The sequence below is a fragment of the Streptomyces sp. NPDC047000 genome (assembly GCF_040644295.1).
GTDB lineage: Bacteria > Actinomycetota > Actinomycetes > Streptomycetales > Streptomycetaceae > Streptomyces.
The window spans coordinates 1-26,485 of sequence record NZ_JBEYWE010000016.1; the positions used below are offsets into that span (position 1 = coordinate 1).

General features: G+C 68.4%; 20 protein-coding genes. 6 read left to right on the forward strand and 14 right to left on the reverse strand.

Annotated features, from left to right (window positions below):
- The first annotated feature begins 346 nt into the window (after positions 1-346).
- The 3 genes from ABZ862_RS23680 (at position 347) to ABZ862_RS23690 (ending at position 3,424) form a co-directional block, all read left to right on the forward strand.
- Positions 347-1,423: a ParA family protein gene (locus ABZ862_RS23680; protein WP_360961591.1), complete on the forward strand. Its 1,077-nt coding sequence runs from the start codon at positions 347-349 to the stop codon at positions 1,421-1,423.
- Positions 1,416-2,510, forward strand: a complete 1,095-nt coding sequence (locus ABZ862_RS23685; RefSeq protein ID WP_360961214.1) for a ParB/RepB/Spo0J family partition protein — start codon at positions 1,416-1,418, stop codon at positions 2,508-2,510. The genes ABZ862_RS23680 and ABZ862_RS23685 overlap by 8 nt, the downstream gene beginning before the upstream one ends.
- Positions 2,511-2,806: 296 nt before the next feature.
- Positions 2,807-3,424, forward strand: coding sequence for a GNAT family N-acetyltransferase (locus tag ABZ862_RS23690; RefSeq protein WP_360961217.1), 618 nt, complete (start codon positions 2,807-2,809; stop codon positions 3,422-3,424).
- Between the two features lie 134 nt (positions 3,425-3,558).
- Here the strand turns inward: ABZ862_RS23690 and trxA are convergent, their stop codons facing one another.
- From trxA to ABZ862_RS23725, 7 genes are all read right to left on the reverse strand, one after another.
- Positions 3,559-3,909, reverse strand: a complete 351-nt coding sequence (gene trxA / locus ABZ862_RS23695) for a thioredoxin (RefSeq protein WP_360961220.1) — start codon at positions 3,907-3,909, stop codon at positions 3,559-3,561.
- Positions 3,910-3,952: 43 nt separating this feature from the next.
- The gene (trxB, locus tag ABZ862_RS23700) at positions 3,953-4,921 is read right to left on the reverse strand and encodes a thioredoxin-disulfide reductase (RefSeq protein WP_360961223.1); all 969 of its coding nucleotides are present in this window, start codon (positions 4,919-4,921) and stop codon (positions 3,953-3,955) included.
- Positions 4,922-5,068: 147 nt separating this feature from the next.
- A complete protein-coding gene (locus ABZ862_RS23705; RefSeq protein WP_360961226.1) occupies positions 5,069-5,950 on the reverse strand; it encodes a hypothetical protein in 882 nt (293 codons plus the stop codon).
- Positions 5,947-6,669 carry an RNA polymerase sigma factor SigM gene (sigM, locus tag ABZ862_RS23710; RefSeq protein WP_360961229.1) on the reverse strand — a complete coding sequence of 241 codons (723 nt, stop codon included), beginning with the start codon at positions 6,667-6,669 and terminating at the stop codon, positions 5,947-5,949. The genes ABZ862_RS23705 and sigM overlap by 4 nt, the downstream gene beginning before the upstream one ends.
- Before the next feature lie 25 nt (positions 6,670-6,694).
- A complete protein-coding gene (locus tag ABZ862_RS23715; protein ID WP_360961232.1) occupies positions 6,695-8,413 on the reverse strand; it encodes a serine/threonine protein kinase in 1,719 nt (572 codons plus the stop codon).
- Positions 8,414-8,531: 118 nt separating this feature from the next.
- A complete protein-coding gene (gene murJ, locus ABZ862_RS23720; protein WP_360961235.1) occupies positions 8,532-10,796 on the reverse strand; it encodes a murein biosynthesis integral membrane protein MurJ in 2,265 nt (754 codons plus the stop codon).
- Between the two features lie 46 nt (positions 10,797-10,842).
- Positions 10,843-13,233: a DUF6049 family protein gene (locus ABZ862_RS23725; RefSeq protein WP_360961238.1), complete on the reverse strand. Its 2,391-nt coding sequence runs from the start codon at positions 13,231-13,233 to the stop codon at positions 10,843-10,845.
- A gap of 256 nt (positions 13,234-13,489) precedes the next feature.
- Here ABZ862_RS23725 and ABZ862_RS23730 point away from each other — a divergent pair, with 256 nt between their 5' ends.
- The gene (locus tag ABZ862_RS23730) at positions 13,490-14,935 is read left to right on the forward strand and encodes a CCA tRNA nucleotidyltransferase (RefSeq protein ID WP_360961241.1); all 1,446 of its coding nucleotides are present in this window, start codon (positions 13,490-13,492) and stop codon (positions 14,933-14,935) included.
- 129 nt (positions 14,936-15,064) lie between these two features.
- Here the strand turns inward: ABZ862_RS23730 and ABZ862_RS23735 are convergent, their stop codons facing one another.
- The 4 genes from ABZ862_RS23735 to ABZ862_RS23750 form a co-directional block, all read right to left on the reverse strand.
- Entirely contained in the window at positions 15,065-15,535 is a 471-nt protein-coding gene (locus ABZ862_RS23735) for a hypothetical protein (protein WP_360961243.1), read from the reverse strand.
- 158 nt (positions 15,536-15,693) lie between these two features.
- Positions 15,694-16,971: an MFS transporter gene (locus tag ABZ862_RS23740; protein WP_360961245.1), complete on the reverse strand. Its 1,278-nt coding sequence runs from the start codon at positions 16,969-16,971 to the stop codon at positions 15,694-15,696.
- Positions 16,972-17,109: 138 nt separating this feature from the next.
- Complete coding sequence (locus ABZ862_RS23745; protein ID WP_360961248.1) at positions 17,110-18,192, reverse strand: inositol-3-phosphate synthase; 1,083 nt, start codon at positions 18,190-18,192, stop codon at positions 17,110-17,112.
- A gap of 44 nt (positions 18,193-18,236) precedes the next feature.
- A complete protein-coding gene (locus ABZ862_RS23750) occupies positions 18,237-18,920 on the reverse strand; it encodes a PadR family transcriptional regulator (protein WP_360961250.1) in 684 nt (227 codons plus the stop codon).
- Between the two features lie 363 nt (positions 18,921-19,283).
- Here ABZ862_RS23750 and ABZ862_RS23755 point away from each other — a divergent pair, with 363 nt between their 5' ends.
- Entirely contained in the window at positions 19,284-21,905 is a 2,622-nt protein-coding gene (locus ABZ862_RS23755) for a transglycosylase domain-containing protein (RefSeq protein ID WP_360961253.1), read from the forward strand.
- 92 nt (positions 21,906-21,997) lie between these two features.
- Here ABZ862_RS23755 and ABZ862_RS23760 read toward each other — a convergent pair whose 3' ends face one another.
- On the reverse strand, positions 21,998-22,429 hold the full coding sequence (locus ABZ862_RS23760) for a hypothetical protein (RefSeq protein WP_360961256.1): 432 nt from the start codon (positions 22,427-22,429) through the stop codon (positions 21,998-22,000).
- Positions 22,430-22,587: 158 nt separating this feature from the next.
- Here ABZ862_RS23760 and ABZ862_RS23765 point away from each other — a divergent pair, with 158 nt between their 5' ends.
- Positions 22,588-24,093, forward strand: coding sequence for a glycosyltransferase 87 family protein (locus tag ABZ862_RS23765; RefSeq protein ID WP_360961258.1), 1,506 nt, complete (start codon positions 22,588-22,590; stop codon positions 24,091-24,093).
- Positions 24,094-24,212: 119 nt separating this feature from the next.
- On the opposite strand, the gene ABZ862_RS23770 is transcribed toward ABZ862_RS23765, so the two are convergent.
- Both ABZ862_RS23770 and femX read right to left on the reverse strand, forming a co-directional pair.
- Positions 24,213-25,244 (reverse strand): alanine racemase, encoded by a 1,032-nt coding sequence (locus tag ABZ862_RS23770; protein WP_360961261.1) that lies wholly within the window; start codon positions 25,242-25,244, stop codon positions 24,213-24,215.
- 74 nt (positions 25,245-25,318) lie between these two features.
- Positions 25,319-26,440 (reverse strand): peptidoglycan bridge formation glycyltransferase FemX, encoded by a 1,122-nt coding sequence (femX, locus tag ABZ862_RS23775; protein ID WP_360961264.1) that lies wholly within the window; start codon positions 26,438-26,440, stop codon positions 25,319-25,321.
- Between the last annotated feature and the right edge of the window lie 45 nt (positions 26,441-26,485).

Below are 26,485 nucleotides of genomic sequence, written 5' to 3' on the forward strand. Positions count from 1 at the left end.
CGTCCGGCTTGGTCCCGCCTCGGGGATGGGACCAAGCCGGACGCGAGGCCGTTTCTGGCGTGTCGTACTCCACACAAGCTGCCGAACCCGTGCATGCCGGAGTGTCGCGACACTCCGGTCAGGGGTGCCCTGCATCGTGTTTCACGTGAAACATCGCTCACTGCTGCACGGCATCATCAGCCGGGGCCGCGCCGCGGCCGCTCCCCGTGACCGTAAGCCCCGTGGCTCGCTCGGAAAGAGTTCCGCCTCCGACGGTGCTTCGCCCTCCGTAAGGGGTGCCGAGTTGTCCACAGAGGTGGATTTCTCCACAGAAGGCCAGGGCTCACTGGTTCATGACCCCGGTGGCATGGGAGGCTCTGTTCATTGCGAGCCTGAAGTCGAGGAGAGTGAATCCTTGCGGTCCGACGCCAATATCGCGGGACCGATGACCGACCCGGTCCCCGGTCCCCGAAGTGAGTCGATGGGGGCGGATGTTTCACGTGAAACACCGCCTCCGATGGACGACACCCCCATCGGTCGTGCTGCCCAACTGGCGGTCGAGGCACTGGGACGGGCCGGTGAAGGTTTGCCGCGACCCGAGCGGACCCGCGTCATCGTGGTCGCCAATCAGAAAGGCGGAGTGGGCAAGACGACGACGACCGTCAACCTTGCCGCATCGCTGGCCCTGCACGGCAGCCGTGTCCTGGTGATCGACCTCGATCCTCAGGGCAATGCGTCGACCGCCCTGGGAATCGACCATCACGCCGAAGTCCCGTCCATCTACGACGTGCTGATCGAGAGCAAGCCGCTTGCCGATGTCGTTCAGCCGGTCCCTGATGTCGAGGGTCTCTTCTGTGCCCCCGCCACGATCGATCTTGCCGGTGCCGAGATCGAGCTGGTGTCACTGGTGGCGCGGGAGAGCCGCCTCCTGCGGGCCATCCAGGCCTACGAGCAGCCGCTGGACTACGTCCTCATCGACTGCCCACCTTCCCTGGGACTGCTGACGGTCAATGCGCTGGTCGCCGGCCAAGAGGTTCTGATCCCGATCCAGTGCGAGTACTACGCACTCGAGGGCCTCGGCCAGCTTCTCCGCAACGTCGACCTGGTGCGTGGGCACCTCAACCCCACCCTGCATGTGTCGACCATCCTCCTCACCATGTACGACGGCCGGACGCGTCTGGCGTCCCAGGTCGCCGAGGAGGTCCGTACCCACTTCGGCGACGAGGTGCTGCGAACGAGCATCCCCCGCTCCGTCCGTATCTCCGAGGCGCCGAGCTACGGTCAGACGGTTCTGACCTACGATCCAGGATCGAGCGGTGCCCTCTCCTATTTCGAGGCGGCACGAGAGATCGCACTGAGGGGCGTCGGTGTCAGCTACGACCCGACCCACGCCCACATCGGTGCCCAGAACGACCCGAGCATGGTGGAGGGGTTCAGTGAGTGAGCGACGGAGGGTGGGTTTGGGCCGTGGTCTCGGCGCACTGATCCCCCAGGCACCGGCCGAGAAGACGGTGGTCCCGGCCCCGCTGGGGGGCGGTGCTTCCGCATCGGTGGGGAGCGTTCCCCAGCTGACCGGAGACCGGGGGGTGGCCGTGGCCAAGGTCGCCAACCTGGCGCCGGTTGCCCCCGAGACCGAGGAACTTCCGGCGAGCGGCACGGCGGACTCCCCGGTCGGTGCCTACTTCGCAGAGATCCCGATCGATGCCATCGCCCCGAACCCGCAGCAGCCGCGTGAGGTGTTCGACGAGGAGGCGCTGAAAGAACTGGTCATCTCCATCAAGGAGGTCGGCCTGCTCCAGCCCGTCGTCGTCAGGCAGGTGGGCCCCGAGCGCTATGAGCTCATCATGGGCGAGCGCCGGTTCAGGGCCTGCGGTGAAGCCGGTCTCGACGCCATCCCGGCGATCGTACGGGCCACCGACGACGAGAAACTTCTCCTCGATGCCCTTCTGGAGAACCTGCACCGGGTCCAGCTCAACCCCGTGGAGGAGGCGCACGCCTACGAGCAGTTGCTGAAGGACTTCAACTGCACGCACGACCAGTTGGCGGACCGGATCGGACGCTCCCGTCCGCAGGTCTCCAACACCCTGCGTCTGCTGAAGCTGTCCGCGGCCGTCCAGCGGAGGGTTGCCGCAGGTGTCCTGTCCGCCGGACACGCCCGTGCTCTGCTCTCGGTCGAGGACTCGGAGGAGCAGGACCGGCTGGCACACCGGATCGTCGCCGAGGGACTGTCCGTGCGGGCCGTCGAGGAGATCGTGACCCTGATGGGTTCGCGTCCTCAGAGGGCCCAGCGGTCCAGGGGGCCGCGGGCCGGTGCTCTCGTCTCGCCCGCGCTGTCCGATCTCGCGACGCGGTTGTCGGACCGCTTCGAGACCCGGGTGAAGGTGGATCTGGGCCAGAAGAAGGGCAAGATCACGGTCGAGTTCGCTTCCATGGACGACCTGGAGCGGATCCTCGGCACCCTCGCCCCGGGTGAGGGACCGGTCTTCGAGAAGAATCTGAGCGAGGACGAGACTGAGGACACGGAGGACTGAGGACACGGAGGACCGGGTCTCCCGGTGATCCCGTCGGACCGCGGCCGAGCGGTAGGACGAACGGATCAGTGGGGCCGGTGGAGGCGCGGGGCGGGCGGTGTCCGGTGTACCGGAACACGGTCCGCTCTTTGCTGTCCGTCGGTATCGATGCGATCGCCGGGTGGATACGATGCGATCAGGTGTGGCGCATCCGCCCAGCAGCACCTTTGAGGACCAGGCGGTGGCCGGCTCGGGGAACGGAACGCTCGGACGGCCGCCTGCGGCATCGTGGGCGAGGGAAGCGAGGAACAGCCTTCATGGGGCGCCGGGTCGTACCGCTGACGCTGGACAACCTCCAGGATCTTCCTCGACGCTGCCGCTCCTGCGTCTTCTGGGAACTGGATCCCGTCAGTGGCGCAGCCGCGGTGAGGACGGGAACGGCGGCTCTCGAGAAGGAGTCCTGGATCTCCGCGGTCCTGCTCGACTGGGGTTCCTGCGGCCGGGTCGCCTACGTGGACGATTCACCGGTGGGCTTCGTCCTCTACGCCCCTCCCGCTTATGTGCCGCGTTCTGCGGCGTTCCCCACGAGCCCCGTCTCCCCGGACGCGGTACAACTGATGACCAGCTTCATCCTGCCCGGCTTTCAAGGGCAGGGTCTCGGCCGGGTCATGGTGCAGACGGTCGCCAAGGATCTGCTGCGCCGCAGTTTCAAGGCGATCGAGGCGTTCGGCGACGCCCGCTGGAAGGAGCCCGCGTGTGTCCTTCCAGCGGATCATCTGCTCGCCGTCGGCTTCAAGACGGTGCGGCAGCACCCGGTGCACCCGAGACTGCGCCTGGAGCTGCGTTCCACGCTCTCCTGGAAGGAAGACGTGGAGATGGCCCTGGACCGGCTTCTGGGGGCTGTACAGAAGGAACCAGCGCTTCGGCCTCTCTGAGGCCAGGGTTCGCGTCGAGCCTTGGACCAGGGTTCATGTCGAGACGGGACACAGATGGGGCCGACCCCGCAGGGTCGGCCCCATCTCATGTTTCACGTGAAACATCGCCCTCGGTGAAGGGCGGCGCGACCTTCTCAGAAGGTCTTGGTGGCGCCGTCGCCGATGAACTCCTCCAGGTCGCGAACGATCGCAGCCTTGGGCTTGGCCCCGACGATGGTCTTGGCGACCTCCCCGCCCTGGTACACGTTGAGGGTCGGGATGGACATCACGCCGTAGCGTGCGGCCGTGCCCGGGTTCTCGTCGATGTTGAGCTTGACGATCTCGATCTTGTCGCCGTACTCGGCGGCGATCGCCTCGAGTGAGGGTGCGATCTGACGGCACGGACCGCACCAGGCGGCCCAGAAGTCCACCAGGACGGGCTTGTCGCTCCTGAGGACGTCGTCCTCGAACGTTGCATCAGTCACGTGCTTCAAAGTGCCGGCCACTGCGGGCTCCTTCACTGGATGGTGCGGTCGGGTGCGGGGAGGATCAGACAGCGGTCTTCTCGGGCTCGGCCTTCTCCAGGTCCGCGAGTGCGGCCAGGAAACGCTCGGCGTCGAGAGCGGCGGAGCAGCCGGTGCCGGACGCGGTGATCGCCTGGCGATAGGTGTGGTCGACCACGTCACCGGCGGCGAAGACCCCGGTGACGTTGGTGCGGGTGGAGGGGGAGGCGACCTTGAGGTAGCCCTCCTCGTCCAGGTCGAGCTGTCCCTTGAACAGCTCGGTGCGCGGGTCGTGGCCGATGGCGATGAACAGGCCGGTCACCGGGAGGTCGGACAGTGCGCCGGTCTTGACGTTGCGCAGCTTGAGACCGGACAGCTTCTGCTCGCCCTGGACCTCGGCGATCTCGCTGTCCCAGACGAAGTTGATCTTCGGGTCGGCGAAGGCGCGCTCCTGCATCGCCTTGGAGGCGCGCAGGGTGTCCCGGCGGTGGACGACCGTCACGGACCTGGCGAACCGGGAGAGGAAGGTGGCCTCCTCCATCGCGGTGTCGCCGCCGCCGATCACGGCGATGTCCTGGTCCTTGAAGAAGAAGCCGTCGCAGGTGGCACACCATGAGACGCCACGGCCGGAGAGGGTGTCCTCGTTCGGCAGGCCGAGCTTGCGGTGCTGGGACCCGGTGGTGACGATGACGGCCTTGGCCTGGTGGACGGTGCCCTCGGTGTCCGTGACGGTCTTGATCTCACCGGTCAGGTCGACGGCGACGACATCGTCCGCCACCAACTCGGCCCCGAAGCGCTCGGCCTGGGCGCGCATGTTTTCCATGAGCTCGGGCCCCATGATGCCGTCCCGGAAGCCGGGGAAGTTCTCGACCTCGGTGGTGTTCATCAGCGCGCCGCCCGCGGTGACGGCACCCTCGAACACCAGAGGCTTCAGCGACGCGCGCGCGGTGTAGAGCGCCGCCGTGTAGCCGGCGGGGCCGGAGCCGATGATGATCACGTTACGGACGTCACTCACGACTGGGTTCCTCGTCTCTGGACTGCGTCGTACGGCCGGGGGAGCCTTCCTGACTGCTCTCACCCACCCAACGGATCCTAAGGGGCGAGCATTCCCGGTGGGTTCGGGCACACGGGCAGGTGCGGAGTGACTGTGCGCACGAGGAGCTCAGGGGCGGTCGTAGGACTCCGTGAGCAGCACCTGGCCGGGCGTCGGCTCGTGGCAGGACGCGTCGACGACATACACCGTGACCTTGGTGTCGTCGGTGGCGGCGGGCAGCACCACGAGGTACGCCTCCTTGCCGTCGTAGGTGCCCTTCTTGGCGGCGAGCACATCGGCGGTGCCGCGGTGAGTGCCGGCGCGGACGCATCCGGGGATCGGGACCGAGGGCTGGATCATGGTCTGGGGGTGATCGGTCTCGGACTGGATGCCCCACGGCTTCTGGGTGTCGGAGCCGCGTCCGGTGCCCTGCTTCCGGGCGAGCAGCTCGGCCACCTGGGTCTTGAGACGGTCCTTGGTGAAGGTGTCGGCAGTGGTGCTCGTATGTGTCGTGTCGTGGCCGACGAGCGTGGACACCAGCAGGGAGCCCCCACCGAGGAGGGCGGCGGTGAGCACGGCGCCCAGGACGGCCTTCCGGCGGTGCCCCAGAGGCTTGCGTTCCTTACGGCCGGGTCCGGTCGCGGCGGACGCGCGGCCTGCGGGACGGTCCGCCGACCGCTCGACGGTCCTGTCCGCGGGGTCTGGGGAGTGGCCTGCGGGCTGGTCGCAGGGATGGTCCGTCCCTGTCGATGTTTCACGTGAAACAAGCGCTTCGGTGGCGAGGGCTGCGTCGAGGCGCTGTGCGACATCGTCGGGCATGCGTGTCGGGAGGGGCAGAGTGCCGAGCAGCTCCTGGATCTCCGCGAGTGAGGCATGGACGTCCGCGCACAGCGCGCACTCGTCGAGGTGGCGTCGCACCTCGGTGGTCCGGGAGGGCGGGAGCAGCCCCTCGGTGAGGTCGGAGAGTTCCGTGACGTCCGGGTGCCCCGTCGTGTCCGTCGTCGGCGTCACGCTCGTCCACCTCCGCCCTTCACAGCCGCTGTGTCGCTCGGTCCCGCATCATCGGGTCCCCTGCCGTGAGGTCCCGCTGACGGTGGGACGGATGTCCCCTGCGCCCGGTTCCGTCCAGGCCCCGAGGCCTCGTCGTCGCCGTTCTCCGGTCTCAGGTGGGTGATCAGCGGGAGAAGTCTGGCTCTGCCCCGGGCGCAGCGGCTCTTCACCGTTCCGGTCGGGACGTCGAGGATGCGGGCGGCCTCCGCGACGGGGTAGCCCTGCATGTCCACCAGGACGAGGGCGGCCCGCTGGTCGTACGGGAGGGTGGCGAGGGCCTTCAGTAACTGGCGGTGCAGATCGTTGCGTTCCGCCGGGGCCGAGGCCGACTCGTGCGGTTCCAGGAGCTGTTCGAGCCGCTCGGTGTCGTCGACCGGGGACGTCCTGCGGCTGGCCGCCTTGCGGGCGCGGTCGAGACAGGCGTTCACCGTGATCCGGTGCAGCCATGTCGTGACGGCCGACTGGCCCCGGAAGGTGTGGGCGGCCCGGTAGGCGGACACCAGGGCGTCCTGTACGGCGTCGGCGGCCTCCTCGCGGTCCCCCAGGGTCCGCAGGGCGACCGCCCAGAGCCGGTCCCGGTGCCGCCGCACAAGCTCCCCGAAGGCGTCGGGGTCGCCTTCCAGATGACGGGCCAGCAGATCCTGATCGCTGGTCCCGTCGTATCCGGCGCCCTCCGCCATCCGTCCCTCCCTTTCCGGTGAGACGTCAGCTCGTGAACTTCACATCCGTGACGGCCTGTTTGTAGCCGGCGCTGCTGTAGTCGTCCGCGGGCGCAGAAGGCACGTCCGTGATCCACATCAGCACGTACTGGGTCTTCACCTTCTTCGTGGCCTTCACCGTGAGAGAGGTGCCGGAAGTGGTTCCGGTTCCGATCTCCTGCATTCCGTCGATCGAGGTCGAAGGCGACAGCGAGTCGGTGGCGTACAGGTGGACCGTGGTGTGGTCGCCCGCGTAGCGCAGGCCTATGGTCGCGGTCGAGAGGGTCTGGGCCGAGCCGAGCTGGTACACGATGCCCACTCCCGGCTTGTAGGGCGCGAGTTCGGGACCTGCGTTGTAGCTCTTCGTCCTCCAGTACGTGGAGGCGTTGCCGTCATACGTCTTCGGGACGTCTTCGGGCGCCTGGAGGGAACCCAGGGCCGAGTACTCCTGTGCGGACCGGATGGTGATCGGCTTCACCGGCTTGGTGTTCCCGCTGTTCTTGTCGTGCCCGTCCGTCGTCTGGGTCTGGTTCGTGTCGCCGGACTTGCCGCCCTGGTCCATCAAGGCGTCCGCGAGCTGCCAGCTGCCCAGGCCCAGGGCGGCGATGAGAAGCGCGGAGACGGCCCACTTGAGGGCCTTGCCGGTGCGGCTCTGCAGCGGGGGCGGCGGCGTGGCGAGCGGCTGGGTGACGCCGGGGTGCGGTGCGGGACGGCTGTAGGTGCCCTGCTGGTAGGTCGTGCGCTGGTACTCCGGCGGTGCCGTGAACGCGGGCTCCGGCGGGCGGATGCGGGGCATCTCGCCGATCGCCTTCACCAGTTCCTCCGGCGACGTGCACGGTGCCTCGTGCCGCGAGGCCGTGGCGCCGTCGTTGGCGAGCGCCCGCATGGCCAGCTCGGACAGTCCCCGGTGGACGCCGGCACGTACCTGGTCGGGGGCGACGAGGCCCACGTCCTTGGGCAGCCCGGACAGGCCGAAGGCGTCCTCCTCGTACGGCCAGCGCTGGGTGAGCGCCGCGTAGAGCAGGGCGCCGATCGCCTCGGTGTCGGTGCGCTGCGGGGTGTCGGAGTCGATGCCGCGCAACGCGGCGTTGACCGCGAGGCCGCGGATGCGCCACTGGCCGGTGGAGGTGCGCAGTACGGCGTTGGGGTTCAGCCGCAGATGGGCGAGGCCTTCGCGGTGCGCGGCGGCCATGGCGGAGGCGATCTGACTCACCATCTGGTAGGCGTCGTGTGCCTCCAGCGTGCCGACGGCGAGCAGTGTGGTCAGTTCGGTGGCGTCAGGGAGCCACTCGTGGACGACGTAGACGAGGTCGTTCTCCTCGACGGCGTCCAGGACTTGGACGAAGCGCGGATCGCCGAGCAGGGCGGCGGAGCGGGCGGCAGCCAGTACGGTGCGGGCCCGTGTGTGATCGGAGGGAAGAAGGTGCACCCCGACGGCCCGGCGGAGTTTTTCGTCGACCGCCCGCCAACTGCTGAAGCCGTCCAGCCGGGTGACACACTCCTCGAGCCGGTACCGTCTGGCGAGCTTGTGCCCGCTGTGCAGTTCCGGCGGTGACGCCGTACCGGGGCCTTCGATCCCGCCGCTCCCCTGTGCCTGGTTGTTAACCGTGTCCCGCTCCGCGTTCTGGGCCACCTCGTCGGCCGTGGACTGGTCCGCCTTCGCGGTCAGCGGCTTGTCACCGCTGTTGTCTGCCACGTCGACGGCAGCCGTGCTCCGTTCCGCCACCGCCGTTCCTGCCTCCCCATCCGTTGCACGCTGTCCGACGCCGAAACCAATTGTGCCCACAGTCCGGCGCTATGCACGACACACGGCGGCGGACGATGGTTGTGCGCTTGCCCCCTTATCAGCGTCCCAGTCGCCCGCGCACCATACCGACGAGGGAGTTGAGTTCCTCGATGCGCATGCGCCGTGCGGCGACGAAGAATACGCCGAGCAGAAGGGCACCACCGGCGAGCAGTGCGGCGAAGGAGCCTACGGCGCCCTGTCCGAGGACGTGGGCGATCCCGTAGCAGGCCGCTCCGCTGAGCAGTGCTGCCGGTACCGAGGCGATGCACAGCCGGGCGTACGTCCTGATGACACGGGCTCCGTCGAGGTCGCCGCCGAGCCGCTGGCGCAGCCGCTTCCAGGCGACGCCCACACCGATGGCGTAGGCGACACCGTACGAGGCGGCCATGCCGGCCACGGCCCATCGGGCCGGGAGCAGGAAGTAACAGGCGGCCGAGGCGCCTGCGTTGACGGCCGCCACGATGACGGTGTTGTAGAAGGGGGTCCGGGTGTCCTCGTACGCGTAGAAGGCGCGCAGGACGACGTACTGCACGGAGTAAGGGATCAGGCCGAGGCCGAACGCCATCAGCATGTAGCCCATGTTCGTGGCCGCGCCGGTGCCCGAGGTGCCGAAGATGAGGGTGCACATCGGGATGCCGAGCGAGAGGAAGCCGAAGGAGATCGGCACGATCGCCACGGCGGTGGTGCGCAGTCCCTGGGAGATGTCGTCCCGGACGGCACCGGCGTCGTCCTCGGCGGCCGAGCGGGAGATCCGCGGGAGGAGGGCGGCCATGAGGGACACGGTGATGATGGCCTGGGGCAGGCCCCAGATGAGCTGGGCGTTGGCATAGGCGCTGAAGCCGGTGCCGGGGATGTTCGTGTCCTTGACCGACGCGGTGGCGAGCTGGGTGATGACGAGCGCACCCGCCTGGTTGGCGAGGACGAACAGCACGGTCCATTTGGCGAGCATCGCGGCCTTGCCCAGGCCGTGGCCCCGCCAGTCGAAACGCAGCCGGAGCCGGAACCCGGTCTCGCGCAGATAAGGGATCATCGCGAGCGCCTGGACGACCAGACCGAGCAGGATGCCGGCCCCGAGGAGTTGCTGGCCCTGCGCGGGGATGGTGGTGACGGTCATGCCGGAGTGGGCCGAAGTGCCGTACACCCACAGGAACATGCCCAGCGTCACGATGATGACGATGTTGTTCAGGACGGGGGTCCACATCATCGCGCCGAAATTCCCGCGCGCGTTGAGGACCTGTCCCATCACGACGTGAATGCCCATGAAGAAGATCGAGGGCAGGAAGTAGCGGGTGAAGGTGACGGCCACCGCGTTGGCGGCGGGGTCGCTGGCAACCGGGTCGGAGAGCAGCCGCACCAGGAACGGGGCGGCGAGGACCGCGACGGCGGTGAGCGCGGCGAGTGCCACCATCACCAGGGTCAGCAGCCGGTTGGCGAAGGCCTCGCCCCCGTCGTCGTCCTCCTTCATGGCGCGCACGAGCTGCGGCACGAAGACCGAGTTGAGGCCGCCGCCGACGGTGAGGATGTAGATCATCGTCGGCAGCTGGTAGGCGACCTGGAAGGTGTCGCCGAGAAGTGCGGTGCCCAGTGCGGAGACGATCAGCGCGGAGCGGACGAAGCCGGTGAGCCGGGAGACCATCGTGCCCGCCGCCATCACGGCGCTGGACTTCATCAGGTTCGACGCCCGTCCGCCCTTCTTCACCGGCTCGGGAGCGGGCGGAGTGGCGGTGAGGTTCATGGTCGCGTCGGTCCCGCGGGGCGGGGCGGCCGGGGCCTGCCCCTGCCAGGAGTTCCGCTGCAGGCCCGGAACCGGTGCCGGACCCGCCGGACCCGGTACGGCCGGGGCGTCCGCCTGCGGGTGGCCGCCGCCCTGCTGCTGGTCACGGAAGAGATGCGCGAAGGCGTCCGGCTCGCGCTGTCCGTCACCGGGACCGCCCACGAGGTCGTCCACGCCCACGTACTGGGTGGTGCGCGGGTCGTCGCCGTAGGGCAGGTGGGGCGCCGGGCGCTCCGGTTCGGGGGCCGGGGTCTGTGCCCACAGGCGCGGGTCGGGGGCGTACGGCGACTGGGGTGGCCGGCCGTACAGGGGCTGCTGCGGTCGCGGGGACGCCGGCGGCGGGTGCGCGGCGCGGTCGTAGAGCGCCTCCGTGACCGGGTCCTGGGCGGCGAGGTCCTGCGCTCCGTAGGGGTCCTGGTGGTAGGCGTCCTGGAAGTACGTGTCGGCGGGTGGCTGGGAGGGCACCTGACCGTGCTCGGGCGGCGGACCCCCGGGATGGCCCGGGTTGCCCGCGGCCCGGCCGCGGTCACCGTCGTACGGCGCGTTCATCGGTTACTCCACCTCATCGTCCCCGGCCCACGGGCCACGACATCGCTCAACGGTCCACTCTCTCACCCGTGCCGGACGGGGCGGTGCTTTCCGGAGCGGTGTCCGGTGTCGGGTCACTCGGCTGCTCCGGGGTGTCGGTCCGGGCCCCGGGGCCGGACTCCTCGTCCGGGTGGTCCTCCGGGGTCTCGGGGCCGTGGGCGTCGGCGGAGTCGTCCTCCGGCTCGCCGGGGCCGTCCGCCGCGGTGTCCCGGGCGGCCGCGCGCTTGCGCTGGGTGTACATCCGGAAGCCGGCCAGGACCAGCAGCAGGACGCCGCCGCCGATGACCAGCATCACGGTGGCCGTGATCTCGGTGACCTTCACGTCGAAGGTGACGGCCTGACCGTATGCCTGGCCGTCCTCCGTGTACAGCTGAGCGATCACGGTCGCCTGGCCGTTGGCGTTGGCGGACGTGGTGAACTTCACCGACTGGCTGTGGCCGCCGGACACCGCGACGGGCTGCTCCTGGTAGTGCTTTCCGTCGATCTTGAGCCGGGTGGGGTTGGTCGAGGTGAGCCGCAGCACCAGGTGGTCGACGCCCTGGACCAGGTTGTTCTGCACCGTCACGGGGATCGTGGCGCTGCGTCCGGAGAGCTTGGTCTCGGACTTGTCGATCAGCTTGACCTGGTCGGTGAGGTCGCCGAGGTAGTTCTCCACGTCCTGCCGGTAGTCGGTCGCGTCGGCGGGACGGCTGCGCCACGTCGTCGACATCTCGCGGTTGACGGCCCGTCCGAAGGGGGTCACCACCCGGGACTTGTTGGTGAGGACGATCTTGAAGTTGTCGAGTCCGTCCTGGGTCACGGCGATCTGCTCGAAGGCGGACTTCGGCAGCTCCTGCCGGCGCAGCGACCTGGGGTAGGAGGAGCCGGACGGGATGCGGGTGGTGGCGCCCGGGTCCGGCTTGGCCTTGGCGGCGGCCGTGAGTTCCTGCGACTGCGACCAGGTGCCGTCCTGGAGCGCGGAGACGGCCGCCGCCATGGCCTGCGCCTGGCTCACCGAGGGCATGCGCTGCGGGGCGACGACGATGCTGCGCTGCTTGTCCGACTGGAGGTCGACGGCCAGGCTCTGGGCCAGGAACCGCTGGACGGCGAGCGTGCTCGCGCCGGTCTTCGTGAGATCGCTCTGGAAGGCCGTGGACAGCCGGGCGTCGGCGACCACGGCTGTGGTGCCGCCGCCGACGGGGCGGGCCGCGGAGGGCGTGTAGGACAGGCCGCCGGTCTCCTGGAGGCTGTCGCTGCGCGCGATCACCGTGTCGGCGCCCGCGGAGGTGGCGACCTTGACGATCGACGGGTCGACGGCGCCGTCCACCGGCCAGGCGAAGTCGGTGGACGGTTTGACGTGGAGGATCGGCTCGACGGTGTTCGTGACGACGTCCGTGGCCGCCTTCAGCTGGTTGAGCGAACCGGTGACGCCGGTGCCGTTGTGCGCGAGGGAGGCGAGGTCGGGGTCGCCGTAGGGCAGCGCGACGACCTCCTTGCCGGCCACCGCCTGCTGGAGCCCGGCGAGCCACTGCTTGGCGACCGCCTGGTGGGTGCCCGCGGCGGTGGTGCCGTCGCTGTTCCTGACCTTGTAGGTGCCGGCCATGGCGTCGACGGCCGCCAGCAGGTCGGGGTCGAGTACCCAGGTGACGTCCAGGTTCTTGCCCAGCGACACCAGCTCCGCCAGCCGCCCGCCGGGGGCGAGGTCCTCGGCGAGGCTGTCGTCGAGGAACACCGGCGTCTGCTGTTCGCCGGGTCCCGACTCGGCCGTCATGTGGACGGTGGAGATCAGCGGCCACAGGTACGTGGTCTTCGTCCTGGTGTCCGCCTCGTCGGGCTGCCAGGGCAGGAAGGTCCGCTGGATGCCCAGCACCTGTTCCCACGGCTGCGCGGAGGTCTGCCCGGAGAGCGAGACCCCGAGCTGGTAGACGCCGTCGGCGTCGAGGCCGAGCTTGCCGACCGGTACGGAGATCCGGAAGTGCTCGGCGACGCCGGGGGCGAGAGTGGCGAACTTCTCGGTGTACTTGTCGCCGACCTCGTCGGCGTCGGCGCCGGGCTGGTAGCCGGAGCGGCCGGCGGCGCTGTCGATCGCCGACCGGGTGGTCAGGGCCGGTCCGACCCGCAGGCCCACATGGGCACCGGTGACGGCCTGCTTGCTCCTGTTCGTGACCGTGCCGGTGACGGTCAGGGTGTCCCCGTCGGAGGGGACGCTGGGGCTGAGGGTGTCCACCGAGACAGCGACCGTTCCGGAGCCGGACGCCTCCTTGGCCGAGGCCGTGGCGGACGCCTGCGCGGGCAGTGCGGCGGGCAGCTGGAGCACACCGGCCAGCAGGGGCGCCCCGGCGAGCAGCGCTCCGGTCCGCCGCAACCACCGGCGGGCAGGTGAGGGAACCGTCCCCAGGAGTTCTGCCGCCTCGGCCACGCGCTCGCCCGTCCCTTGTCGTCAGTGGTCGTCGCAATGTACGTCCACGCATCGTAACGATGCCCGCCGAGCGGAAGTGCCATGGAGGGCCTTCACAAGATCGGAGAATCCACCGGGCGGTTCTGTATGAATCTGTATGGGGCGATGTGCTGATGAAAGTCCTAAAGGCGCATCTTGCCCTGATAAAGGAAGAGGGTGGCCGTCCGCGCTCAATCGAGGCGCGGTGGCGGGTCCGGGCCACGTACCCTGTTCTGCTGTGCCGAACGCCAACGAAGACACCTCCTCCGCCACCCTCAGTCATGCGCAGCGACATGCCGTGACCGAACTTCTGCGAGTGGCCCCCGTCGCCGACGATCTGGCCCGCCGTTTCCAGCAGGCCGGGTTCTCCCTGGCGCTGGTCGGCGGATCGGTCCGGGACGCGCTGCTCGGGCGGCTCGGCAACGATCTGGACTTCACCACCGACGCGCGTCCTCAGGACGTCCTGAGGATCGTGCGGCCGTGGGCGGACGCGGTGTGGGAGGTCGGGATCGCCTTCGGCACCGTGGGGGGGCAGAAGGACGGCTACCAGATCGAGGTCACCACCTACCGGTCGGAGGCGTACGACCGGACCTCCCGCAAGCCCGAGGTGTCGTACGGGCACTCCATCGAGGAGGACCTGGTCCGGCGGGACTTCACGGTGAACGCGATGGCCGTGGCGCTGCCGCAGAAGGAGTTCGTCGATCCGCACGGCGGGCTCGACGACCTTGCCGCGCGGATCCTGCGCACCCCGGGCACCCCGGAAGAGTCCTTCTCCGACGACCCGCTGCGTATGATGCGTGCCGCCCGCTTCGCCGCCCAGCTCGATTTCGAGGTCGCGCCCGAGGTGGTCGGGGCGATGAAGGACATGGCCGGGCGGCTGGAGATCGTCTCGGCCGAGCGGGTCCGGGACGAGCTGAACAAGCTGATTCTGTCGGCGCACCCCCGTAAGGGACTCACCCTGCTCGTCGACACCGGCCTCGCCGGGCAGGTCCTGCCCGAGTTGCCGGCCCTGAAGCTGGAGAGCGACGAGCACCACCGGCACAAGGACGTCTACGAGCACACGCTGATCGTCCTGGAACAGGCGATCGCGCTGGAGGAGGACGGCCCCGACCTCGCTCTCCGTCTCGCGGCCCTGCTGCACGACGTGGGGAAGCCTCGTACCCGCCGTTTCGAGAAGGACGGCCGCGTCTCGTTCCACCACCATGAACTGGTCGGGGCGAAGATGACAAAGAAGCGGATGACGGCGCTCAAGTACTCCAACGAGCTCGTGAAGGACGTCTCACGCCTCGTCGAACTCCACCTGCGCTTCCACGGCTACGGCACCGGGGAGTGGACGGACTCGGCCGTGCGCCGCTATGTCCGGGACGCGGGCTCGCTGCTCTCCCGTCTGCACAAGCTGACCCGCTCCGACTGCACCACCCGCAACAAGCGCAAGGCCGCCGTGCTGTCGCGTGCTTACGACGGCCTGGAGGAGCGCATCGTCCAGCTCCAGGAACAGGAGGAGCTCGACGCGATCCGCCCGGACCTCGACGGCAACCAGATCATGGAGATCCTCGGTGTCGGGCCGGGGCCGGTGGTCGGCAAGGCGTACACGTACATGCTGGAACAGCGTCTGGAGAACGGCCCGATGGGACATGACGCGGCTGTGACCGCTCTCAAGGAGTGGTGGGCCGGTCAGGGCTGAGCCGTGGAACGGGGCATGTTTCACGTGAAACATGCCCCCGAAGGGGTCGGTGGCGGGGATCCGGACATGGCCTGGGGGCGGTGTTTCACGTGAAACACCGCCCCCAGGCCCGTTGATCCGGTACCGCCGTTACTTGGTTTCCTTCAGGCAGAGCACCACGTCGTGACCTCCGCCGGTCTGGACGTAGTAGATCGTCGAGTCCGTGACGGACTTGCACTTGTTCTCGTCGCTCGAGTCGTCGAACTTCTGGAGAACCTTGTACTGCGCGTTGCCGGATGAGCAGTCGACCTCGTTGAGGTCGGGCGAGGTGTAGGTGCCGTCGTTGTGCATGCAGGAGCCCACCGAGGTGGTCTCCGCGTCGTCACGGTTCAGGAACCAGCCGAGGCCGAAGCCGACGCCGAACTTCAGGGCGGCTATCAGGACGAAGACACCTATCGCGCCCAGGATGCCGAGCACCTTCTTGCCGCCTCGCCGGGGCGGGGCCGGCGGCGGGGGGAAGGGAGCGCCTTGTTGAGGGAACGGTGCCCCCTGCTGGGGGAAGGCCGCGTACGGTTGCTGCGGCGGGTAGGGCTGCTGGGGGACCCCGGGTTGCTGCCCCATGGGAGGAGGGGGCGTCTGGGCGTACGGATTCTGGCCATGAGGCGGCGGTGGAACGGTCACAGGGGTCCCCCTAGAACGTGAGCGCGAAACGCACGAGTTAAGACGCACGTAAGGTATCGGGACCCTCTGACAACGTAGTAATCCCAGAGGCCTCTGTGTCATTGATGTGACACTTGGCGATGCTCAAAGCGGGCCATAGCCGCAGCAACCATCGCGTAGACCGCGGCCACCGTGACCACCAGTGGCGCCGAGCGGCCGTCCGGGGGGAGTATCAGGGCGGCCACCCCGGCGGCGCCGACGAAGGCGACGTTGAAGAGCACGTCGTAGAGCGAGAAGACCCGGCCGCGGAAGCCGTCGTCGACGGTGGACTGTACGACGGTGTCCGTGGCGATCTTCGCGGCCTGGGTGGTGAGCCCCAGTACGAAGGCGGCGACCAGCATGGGTCCCGTGGCGAAGGGCAGCCCGAGCACGGGTTCCAGGACGGCCGCGCAGGCGGCGCACACCGCGATCCAGCGGCCTGGACCGAGCCGCCCCGCGGCCCAGGGCGTGATGACGGCGGCGGCGAAGAAACCTGCTCCGGAGACGCCCAGAGCCAGCCCCAGCAGCCGCAGCCCGTCGTCGGTGCCGGAACTCAGTGCGTAGCGGCACAGCATCAGGACCAGGACCAGCAGGGCGCCGTAGCAGAAGCGCATCAGCGTCATCGAGGTGAGCGCCCAGGTGGCCGCACGGCGCTCCGGCGCCCCCAGATGCCGTAGTCCCGCCACGAGGCCGCGCACGGTGCCGCTGAGGGCCGTTCGCAGGTGCGGCCGGACCAGTGCCCGCTCCGGGCCGAGCAGCTCCGGTGCCATCAGCAGCGACGTCAGGCCCGCGCACAGATACAGGACGGCGCCCAGCAGGACGACGGCCGCGTCCGAGTCCGCGATCGCGAGCCGTACGGTGAAGGCGAGTCCGCCACCTGCCGTCGCCGCGAGCGTCCCGGCCGTCGGGGACAGGGAGTTGGCCATCACCAGGCGTTCGGCGTCGACCACCCGGGGCAGAGCGGCCGACAGTCCCGCAAGGACGAACCGGTTCACGGCGGTGACGCACAGGGCGGAGAGGTAGAAAAGCCAGGCAGGGACATGACTGACCATCAGCACGGCCGTTCCCGCCGCCAGCAGGGCGCGCAGCAGATTGCCGTACAGGAAGACCTGACGGCGCCGCCAGCGGTCCAGCAGGACTCCGGCGAACGGGCCCACCAGAGAGTACGGGAGCAGCAGGACGGCCATCGCGGAGGCGATCGCGGCGGCCGAGGTCTGCTTCTCCGGCGAGAAGACGACGTACGTGGCGAGTGCGACCTGGTAGACCCCGTCGGAGCCCTGGGACAGCAGCCGCACGGCGAGCAGACGGCGGAAGTTCCGGAAGCGGAGCAGGACGCGCAGGTCGCGGACGACGGGCATGGGCCCCAGCCTCACATACCGAGAGGGTCCCCGGGCGGACGACCCGGGGACCCTCTCCGGCCCTGGCAGGAGCTGTGTGACCGCGCGCCGTCCGGCCTGGCCGGCGCGCGGTGTGCGGTGCGCTGTGCGAGCTGGGTGTCAGCGCTCGACTTCGCCGCGGATGAACTTCTCGACGTTCTCGCGGGCCTGGTCGTCGAAGTACTGGACCGGCGGGGACTTCATGAAGTACGAGGACGCGGACAGCACGGGGCCGCCGATACCGCGGTCCTTGGCGATCTTCGCGGCACGCACGGCGTCGATGATCACACCGGCGGAGTTCGGGGAGTCCCAGACCTCGAGCTTGTACTCCAGGTTCAGCGGGACGTCGCCGAAGGCGCGGCCCTCGAGGCGGACGTAGGCCCACTTGCGGTCGTCGAGCCACGGCACGTAGTCGGACGGGCCGATGTGGACGTTCTTCGCACCGAGGTCGCGGTCGGGGATCTGGGAGGTGACGGCCTGCGTCTTGGAGATCTTCTTGGACTCCAGACGGTCACGCTCGAGCATGTTCTTGAAGTCCATGTTGCCGCCGACGTTCAGCTGCATCGTGCGGTCCAGGACGACGCCCCGGTCCTCGAACAGCTTCGCCAGGACGCGGTGCGTGATGGTCGCGCCGACCTGGGACTTGATGTCGTCACCGACGATCGGCACGCCGGCCTCGGTGAACTTGTCCGCCCACTCCTTGGTGCCGGCGATGAAGACCGGGAGGGCGTTGACGAAGGCGACCTTGGCGTCGATGGCGCACTGGGCGTAGAACTTCGCCGCGTCCTCGGAGCCGACCGGCAGATAGCAGACCAGGACGTCGACCTGCTTGTCCTTGAGGACCTGGACGACGTCGACCGGCTCGGCAGCGGACTCCTCGATGGTCTCGCGGTAGTACTTGCCGAGGCCGTCGTGGGTGTGACCGCGCTGGACCGTGACACCGGACGCGGGTACGTCGCAGATCTTGATCGTGTTGTTCTCGGAGGCGCCGATGGCGTCCGCGAGGTCGAGGCCGACCTTCTTGGCGTCCACGTCGAACGCGGCGACGAACTCGACGTCGCGGACGTGGTAGTCGCCGAACTGCACGTGCATCAGGCCGGGGACCTTGGACGCCGGGTCGGCGTCCTTGTAGTACTCGACTCCCTGAACCAGCGAGGCGGCACAGTTGCCCACGCCGACGATGGCTACGCGAACCGAACCCATTCCGGTTGCTCCCTGTGTGTGCGAGTGACGCCCTGAACGGGCCGTCACGTGGCGGTGTCGCCGGGCGTATCCGTCTCCGGGGTGTCCCCGGGACGGGGCAGGCCGCCCGTCGATCCAGTTGCGATGTCCTGCTGGGCGGATCCCCCGGCGGGGGGACCCGTGAGGTCCCGCCCGGTCCGTTCGCTCTCGATGAGCTCGTTCAGCCAGCGCACTTCGCGCTCCACGGACTCCATCCCGTGGCGCTGGAGCTCGAGCGTGTAGTCGTCCAGCCGCTCCCGGGTGCGTGCCAGCGAGAGGCTCATCTTCTCCAGTCGCTCCTCCAGCCTGCTGCGGCGGCCTTCCAGCACGCGCATGCGGACATCGCGCGACGTCTGTCCGAAGAACGCGAAACGAGCGGCGAAGTGCTCGTCCTCGTACGCGTCGGGACCCGTCTGCGAGAGCAACTGCTCGAAGTGTTCCTTGCCTTCCGCCGTCAGCCTGTAGACGATCTTGGCGCGGCGGCCCGCGAGCGGAGCGGCAAGGGCCTCCTCGGGGGTTCTCCCCGTCTCCTCGGTCAACCAGCCGCTCGCGACCAGTGTCTTGAGGCACGGATACAGCGTCCCGTAGCTGAACGCACGGAACACACCCAGCGATGTATTGAGCCGTTTACGCAGCTCATAGCCGTGCATCGGAGACTCGCGGAGCAGACCGAGAACAGCGAACTCGAGGATCCCGGCACGCCGGCTCATCGTCGCCTCCTCCCTGTCCTGGCCACTTTATCTCGCTCCGATGTATCGACTCGATACATCACGACGATAGAACGGCCTTCCGGATGCGACAAGAGGGGGAAAAGTGAACGGGGTCACATCATGGATTCATCGGCGGCGAAGTGCCTGGTTTGAGGTGAACTTCGTCCCACGACGGGTTTTGGCGGTGCGTAGTCTGTGCGCCATGCACACCACCGGGAACCGAGTGACACCTGGGGGGCGTCCTCGTCCTTGGTGCAGTACGGGTGAATGCAGGACCGACCACATCCGTACTTCGGGGGGACCGGAAACCAGCCGCCGTTTCCAGGCGCCCAAGGGTGCGCCTGCCCGAGGAGTAATCGTTCGATGAGCGAGCACCGTCGCAAACCGCCGCAGCCGCAGGGAGACGGACGTGCCGCGGCCCGACGCGGCCAGCCCGGCTCGTCCGCCGGCCGCCGCGCGGCACCGCGAGGCGCCACCGGGTCTCCTTCCGATTCCTATGGGCCGAGTGGACCGAACCGCTACGAGGGCGGCGAGTCCTCGTACAGCAGCCGTGCCGAGGCAAGGCGCGCCGCACAGAGAGGCCCGGGCAACCGCCGCAGGGCCCCCGACAACGGCCGCGGACCCGGCGGACCCGGCGGTCCGGGCGGTCCGGGGCGTGGGAGAGCCGACGCCGGGGGTCCGAAGCGGTTCGTCGACTACCCCCGCTTCGACAAGTACGGCTGGCGCCGCTGGGTGCCGTCCTGGAGGCTCGTCACCGGGCTGGGCATCTTCTTCTTCGGCAGCCTGGTGGCCATGGTCGGCGTCGCCTACGCCATGGTGGGCATCCCTGACGAGAACGCCGCGGCCCAGTCGCAGAACAACGTCTACTACTGGGCCAACGGCGAGCAGATGGTGGCCACCGGCACCGGCGTCAACCGCCAGAACGTCACCATCGACAAGATCCCGAAGCCCATGCAGTACGCGGTGATCTCCGCGGAGAACAAGAGCTTCTACCAGGACTCCGGCGTCGACCCCATGGGCATCGCCCGTGCCCTGGTCAACATGGCGAAGGGCGGTCAGACGCAGGGTGGTTCGACGATCACCCAGCAGTTCGTGAAGAACACCTACCTGAGCCAGGAGCAGACGGTCTCCCGGAAGTTCAAGGAGATGTTCATCTCCATAAAGGTGGGCACGAAGCTCAAGAAGTCGCAGATCCTCCAGGGCTATCTGAACACCTCGTACTACGGCCGGGGTGCCTACGGCATCCAGGCGGCGGCCCAGACGTACTACGGCGTGAACGCGGAGAGACTCACGGCGAGCCAGTGCGCCGTCCTCGCGGCCCTCCTGAAAGGCGCGACGTACTACGACCCGGCGGGCAACGAGAGCATCGATCCCGCCGCGACCGCGTCCGCCAACCTCAAGCGTTCCCAGGAGCGCTGGAGCTGGATCCTCGGCGAGATGCACAAGGACAAGCACCTCACGGACGCCCAGTACCAGGAAGCGATCAAGAAGTACCCGAAGCCCGACGGCCGCAAGGCGACCAAGGGCATGACCGGACAGATCAGCTACCTGGTGGACACCGCCAAGAAGTACGTCCTGACGCACTCGGACATCTCCCAGACCCAGTTCGACCAGGGCGGCTACCAGATCTACACGACCTTCGACAAGAGCAAGGTCGACGACCTGAACGCGGCCGTCAAGAAGATCCAGAAGGCCCGCCTCGACCCGAAGAAGCGCGATCTGGACAAGTACGTCCAGTTCGGAGCGGCCTCGGTGGTGCCCAACGACGGCGCGATCGTCGCGCTGTACGGCGGCGAGGGCTACGAGAACAACCACTTCACCAACAACGCCGACACCTCCGGTGTCCCGGTGGGTTCGACGTGGAAGCCGTTCGTGCTCGCCGCGGCCATGGAGTACGGCACGTACAAGACCAACCCTGACGGGCTGTCACCGCTGGCCAAGTACAACGGTGACGACAACCTCAAGGTGCGGAAGCCGGACGGCAGCTACTACCTGAACAAGGACCAGTCGGTCTTCCGGCAGCGCAACGAGAGTGACCACGCCTGGGGTTACATCACCCTGCGCAAGGCGATGGAGCAGTCCATCAACACACCCTTCGTGCAACTCGGTGTGGACGTCGGGATGACCAAGGTGCGGGACGTCGCGAAGGCGTCCGGCATCCTGCCGGACAGCATGTCGCAGGATCTCAACCCATCGTTCGCCATCGGTACGTCGACGCCCAGTGCGATCCGCATGGCCGACGCCTACGCGACGTTCGCGGCGTCGGGCAAGCACGTGGACCCGTACTCGGTGACGGCCGTCAAGAAGGACGGCCAGGAGCAGTCGGACTTCACCAAGCCGAAGTCCACGAGCGCCCTGCCCGCCGACGTGGCGAACAACGTCACGGACACCCTGGAGAACGTGATCCAGAACGGCACCGGCGAGAACGCCAAGGCCCTGGGCCGTACCGCGGCCGGCAAGACCGGTACCACCGACAGCAACAAGTCGGCCTGGTTCGTCGGCTACACCCAGCAGCTGTCGACCTCGGTCGCGATGTTCCGCGAGAACCCCAAGGACCACGAGCTGCTCTCCATGAACGGCACCGCGGGCGTCGCGTCCATCCACGGCGGTGACATCCCGACGCTGGTGTGGACCGAGTACATGAAGGGCGCTCTGAAGGGGAAGTCCGACCCCGGGTTCCCGGACGCCGCGAAGATCGGTGTGCTCCAGGACGAGGACGGCGCCCCGTCCCCGACCCCGTCCGTCACCATCACCCCCAGCGAGACGCCGAGCGAGACGCCGAGCGAGACGCCCAGCGCCACGCCGGAGTCGCCCACCCCGTCCGCCACGAACACCTGCAACGGCTTCAGCTGGAAGTGTGACAACAACGGAGGCACCTCCACCGGAGGCAGTACCGGCGGAGTGACCCTGTCGCCGACGGCGAGTGCCTCCAGCACCAAGGGCAACGGGAACGGGGGCGGCCTCTTCGGAGGTTCCGGAGGCTGACCCGCCGAAAAGAGCTGGCCCGTGTCTGCATCCCTTGGGGGAGAGATGCAGACACGGGCCACTGTGTTCGCCTCGGTCTCGACCGGAAATGCTCAGGGTTCCATGGTGGAGCCGGACACCCATTTCGTACAGTGATTCAATTGGGTGCTTCCTTCGTACCTGGCCACCTGAATTCCGACGTCCGAGATACTTCCCCCCGCAGCTACATAGGAGTCGAACTCCTTGGAGGTGGCGTATCCGTCATAGTTGGAGTGCCACGGGAAGAAGCTCACGGTGTCCGGGTACTGCGCCACAAGGCGGATCTGCGCATGATGGCCGTCCGACTCGGTGTCCCAGACCGTCAGAGTGAGTGAGGGAATGCTGTTGTCGCCGTAATCCCAGCCGCTCGTGTTTACAGTCCCGCTGGCGCCGGTGGTGGAACAGCCGGCGATGTGCGTCACGGCGGCCTGCGACGGGCCGGCCGTGAAGCCGATGAGCAGCATGGAACCGGCAGCCACTAAGGAAGCCTTTCCTCGCATTTTCATATGTACCCTCCTTCTTTTCTCAGAAACTATCGCGCAGGTTCAGCTTCGGCAAGATCACTAAATTTCTCGATTCTGTATTTATCCGCATGAAACGGGTCTCGGTGCTTGGTGTGGCGACGAGTTCCCCCGCTCCCAGGCCTATACGGCAGGATGACCCCATGCCCAGTGCAGAAACGACGCCAGCGAGCGTGGACGAGTCCGAGCCGGTGCTGCCGACCAGGGACGACGAGATCGCCGCGAGCGGCAGCGAGCTGATCGGAGGCCCGGTCGGTCGCCACGCCCTGCTCGGTGCGACCTGGTGGACCCCGGTGCGCGTGGTCGTGTTCGTGGCGATCGGGATGTTCGCCCTCGGCCTGGTACAGAAGGCGCCCTGCTATGACGGCGCCTGGTTCTTCGGCGCCAGTTCGCAGTACACGCACGCCTGCTACTCGGACATTCCGCACCTCTACCAGGGCCGCGGATTCGCCGACGGGCTCGTGCCCTATTTCGACAAGCTGCCCGGCGACATGGACTACCTCGAGTACCCGGTGCTGACCGGTGTGTTCATGGAGGTGGCCGCCTGGCTGACCCCCGGCAGCGGCAGCGGCAGCATCCAGCACCAGGAACAGTGGTACTGGATGGTCAACGCCGGGATGCTGATGATCTGCGCGGTCGTCATCGCCGTCTGTGTGGCCCGCACCCACGTCCGGCGTCCCTGGGACGGCCTGCTGCTCGCGCTGGCCCCCGCCTTCGTCCTGACCGCCACCATCAACTGGGACCTCCTGGCGGTCGCTCTGACGGCCGCCGCGATGCTGATGTGGTCCCGTGGCCGTTCCCTCGCGTTCGGCCTTCTGTTGGGCCTCGCCACGGCCGCCAAGCTCTACCCGGTGTTCCTGCTCGGCCCGCTCTTCCTGCTGTGCTGGCGCGCCGGCAAGTGGCGGGACTTCGGGAGGGCGCTGGGGGGCGCGGCCCTGTCCTGGCTTGTGGTGAACCTTCCGGTGATGCTCTTCGCCTTCGACGGCTGGTCGAAGTTCTACCGCTTCAGCCAGGAACGCGGCGTCGACTTCGGGTCCTTCTGGCTCATCTGGGCGCAGAACACCACCACCCCGCCCAGCACCGACTTCGTGAACGCCGCGGCCATGGCACTGGTGGTGCTCTGTTTCGCCGGCATCGCCGTCCTGACGGTGACCGCGCCCAGGCGCCCCCGCTTCGCCCAGCTGGCCTTCCTGGTCGTGGCGGCCTTCATCGTCACCAACAAGGTCTACTCGCCCCAGTACGTCCTGTGGCTGGTCCCGCTGGCGGTGCTGGCCCGGCCGAAGTGGCGGGACTTCCTGGTCTGGCAGGCCTGCGAGGTGACGTACTACCTCGGTATCTGGATGTACCTCGCGTACACGACCAGCGGTGACGCACACAAGGGACTGCCCACTCACGGCTACCACTGGGCCATCGCCGTGCACCTGCTGGGGACGCTGTACCTGTGCGCCGTCGTCGTCCGGGACATTCTCCTGCCGGAGCGGGACGTGGTGCGCCGCTCGGGTGACGACGACCCTTCCGGCGGGGTGCTCGACGGTGCGGAGGACGTCTTCGTGCTCGGCTCCGCCGCCCGCCGTCCACAGCCCGCCGTTCCGTTCGGGGGGCCGACCGTGGAGTGGGGCACGCGCGGGCCGACCGACGGTTCGCTCTGAGCGAACACAGTCTGAGCGAACACGGCGTGGGCGCCGTATGCCCGGAACCGAAAGGCCGTACACGGAACCTTCCGTGTACGGCCTTTCGGCTGTGGCTGATGCTGCGGGTGTCCCAGGGGTCAGCGGTCCACGATGCGGTCGAACTGGGTCGTGGTGTGCCGCAGATGGGCCACCAGCTCCTCGCCCACCTTCGGCTCGGGCGCGTCGGACGGCACGAACAGGATCGACACCTGCATGTGCGGCGGCTCGGCGAACCAGCGCTGCTTGCCGCCCCACACGAACGGCGACAGGTTCCGGTTCACCGTGGCCAGACCGGCCCGGGCGACGCCCTTGGCGCGCGGCATCACACCGTGCAGCGCCTTGGGGGCCTCCAGGCCCACCCCGTGCGACGTACCGCCCGCCACGACGACCAGGTAGCCGTCGGACGCGGTCTTCTGCTGCCGGTAGCCGAACCGGTCGCCCTTGGCGACGCGGGTGACGTCCAGGACGGCGCCGCGGTACTCGGTCGCCTCGTGGTCCCCCAGCCACAGCCGGGTGCCGATCCGGGCGCGGAACTGCGTCTGCGGGAACTGCTGCCGCAGCCGGACGAGTTCCTCGGCCCGCAGATGGCTGACGAACATCGTGTGCAGCGGCAGCCGGGCCGCGCGCAGCCGGTCCATCCAGGCGATGACCTCCTCCACGGCGTCCGAGCCGTCGGTGCGGTCCAGCGGCAGATGGATGGCGAAGCCCTCGAGCCGGATGCTCTCGATGGCCGAGTGCAGCTGAGGCAGGTCCTGCTCGCTGACGCCGTGCCGCTTCATCGAGGACATCACCTCGATGACCACGCGGGCTCCCACGAGGCCGTAGACGCCGTCCACGGACGACACCGAGCGGATCACCCGGTCGGGCAGCGGGACGGGCTCCTCGCCACGCCGGTAGGGCGTCAGCACCAGCAGGTCACCGCTGAAGAAGTCCTTGATCCGCGCGGCTTCGTAGGTCGTGCCGACGGCGAGGACGTCCGAGCCCATACGGGTGGCCTCCTCCGCGAGCCGCTCATGACCGAAGCCGTAGCCGTTGCCCTTGCAGACCGGGACCAGTCCCGGGAACTGCTCCTGCACGTGCTTGTGATGCGCCCGCCAGCGCGCGGTGTCGACGTAGAGCGTGAGCGCCATGGCGTGACCCGGACCCTTCCTGTTGCTGCGACGTTATGGGGGACGTGTGAGGGACAAGAGGCAATTGTGCCGGGTCAGCGGCGCGACATGTAAATGTCCAGCGCCTTGTGGAGGAGTTTGTTCAGCGGGAAGTCCCACTCGCCGAGGTACTCGGCGGCCTCACCGCCGGTGCCCACCTTGAACTGGATCAGACCGAAGAGGTGATCGGTCTCGTCCAGCGAGTCGGAGATGCCGCGCAGGTCGTAGACGGTGGCGCCGAGCGCGTACGCGTCACGGAGCATCCGCCACTGCATGGCGTTCGACGGCCGCACCTCACGGCCGATGTTGTCGGAGGCGCCGTACGAGTACCAGACGTGCCCGCCGACGATCAGCATGGTCGCCGCCGACAGATTCACCCCGTTGTGGCGTGCGAAGTACAACCGCATGCGGTTGGGGTCCTCGGAGTTGAGGGCCGTCCACATACGCTGGAAGTACGACAGCGGGCGCGGCCGGAAGTGGTCGCGCACGGCCGTGATCTCGTACAGCCGCTGCCACTCCTCGAGGTCCTGGTAGCCGGCCTGGACGACCTCGACGCCGGCCTTCTCGGCCTTCTTGATGTTGCGGCGCCACAGCTGGTTGAAGTTCCTGTGGACCTCTTCCAGGGAACGATTCGCCAGCGGCACCTGGAAGACGTAGCGCGGCTGTACGTCGCCGAAGCCCGCACCGCCGTCCTCGCCCTGCTGCCAGCCCATCCGGCGCAGCTTGTCGGCCACCTCGAAGGCGCGCGGCTCGATGAAGTCGGCCTCGATGTCACGCAGCCGCTTCACGTCGGGGCTCTGGATGCCCTGCTTGATGGAGTTCGAGTTCCAGCGCCGGATGATCACCGGCGGGCCCATCTTCACGGAGAACGCGCCCTGCTGCTTGAGGTGCGCCAGCATCGGCTGCATCCAGTCGTCCAGGTTCGGCGCGAACCAGTTGATGACCGGGCCCTCGGGCAGATAGGCCAGATACCGCTTGATCTTGGGCAGCTGGCGGTAGAGCACCAGGCCGACACCGACCAGTTCACCGGTACGGGGGTCGAACCAGCCGAGACTCTCGGAGCGCCACTCCGCCTTGACGTCGGCCCAGGCCGGGACCTGCATGTGACTGGCCGCCGGCAGGCTCTGGATGTACGCCAGATGCTGCTCGCGGCTGATGGTCCTCAGTGTCAGGCTCATGTCGGGGCGCTCCTCGGGCTGGTGTGTCCCCATGGGTCAGGGGTG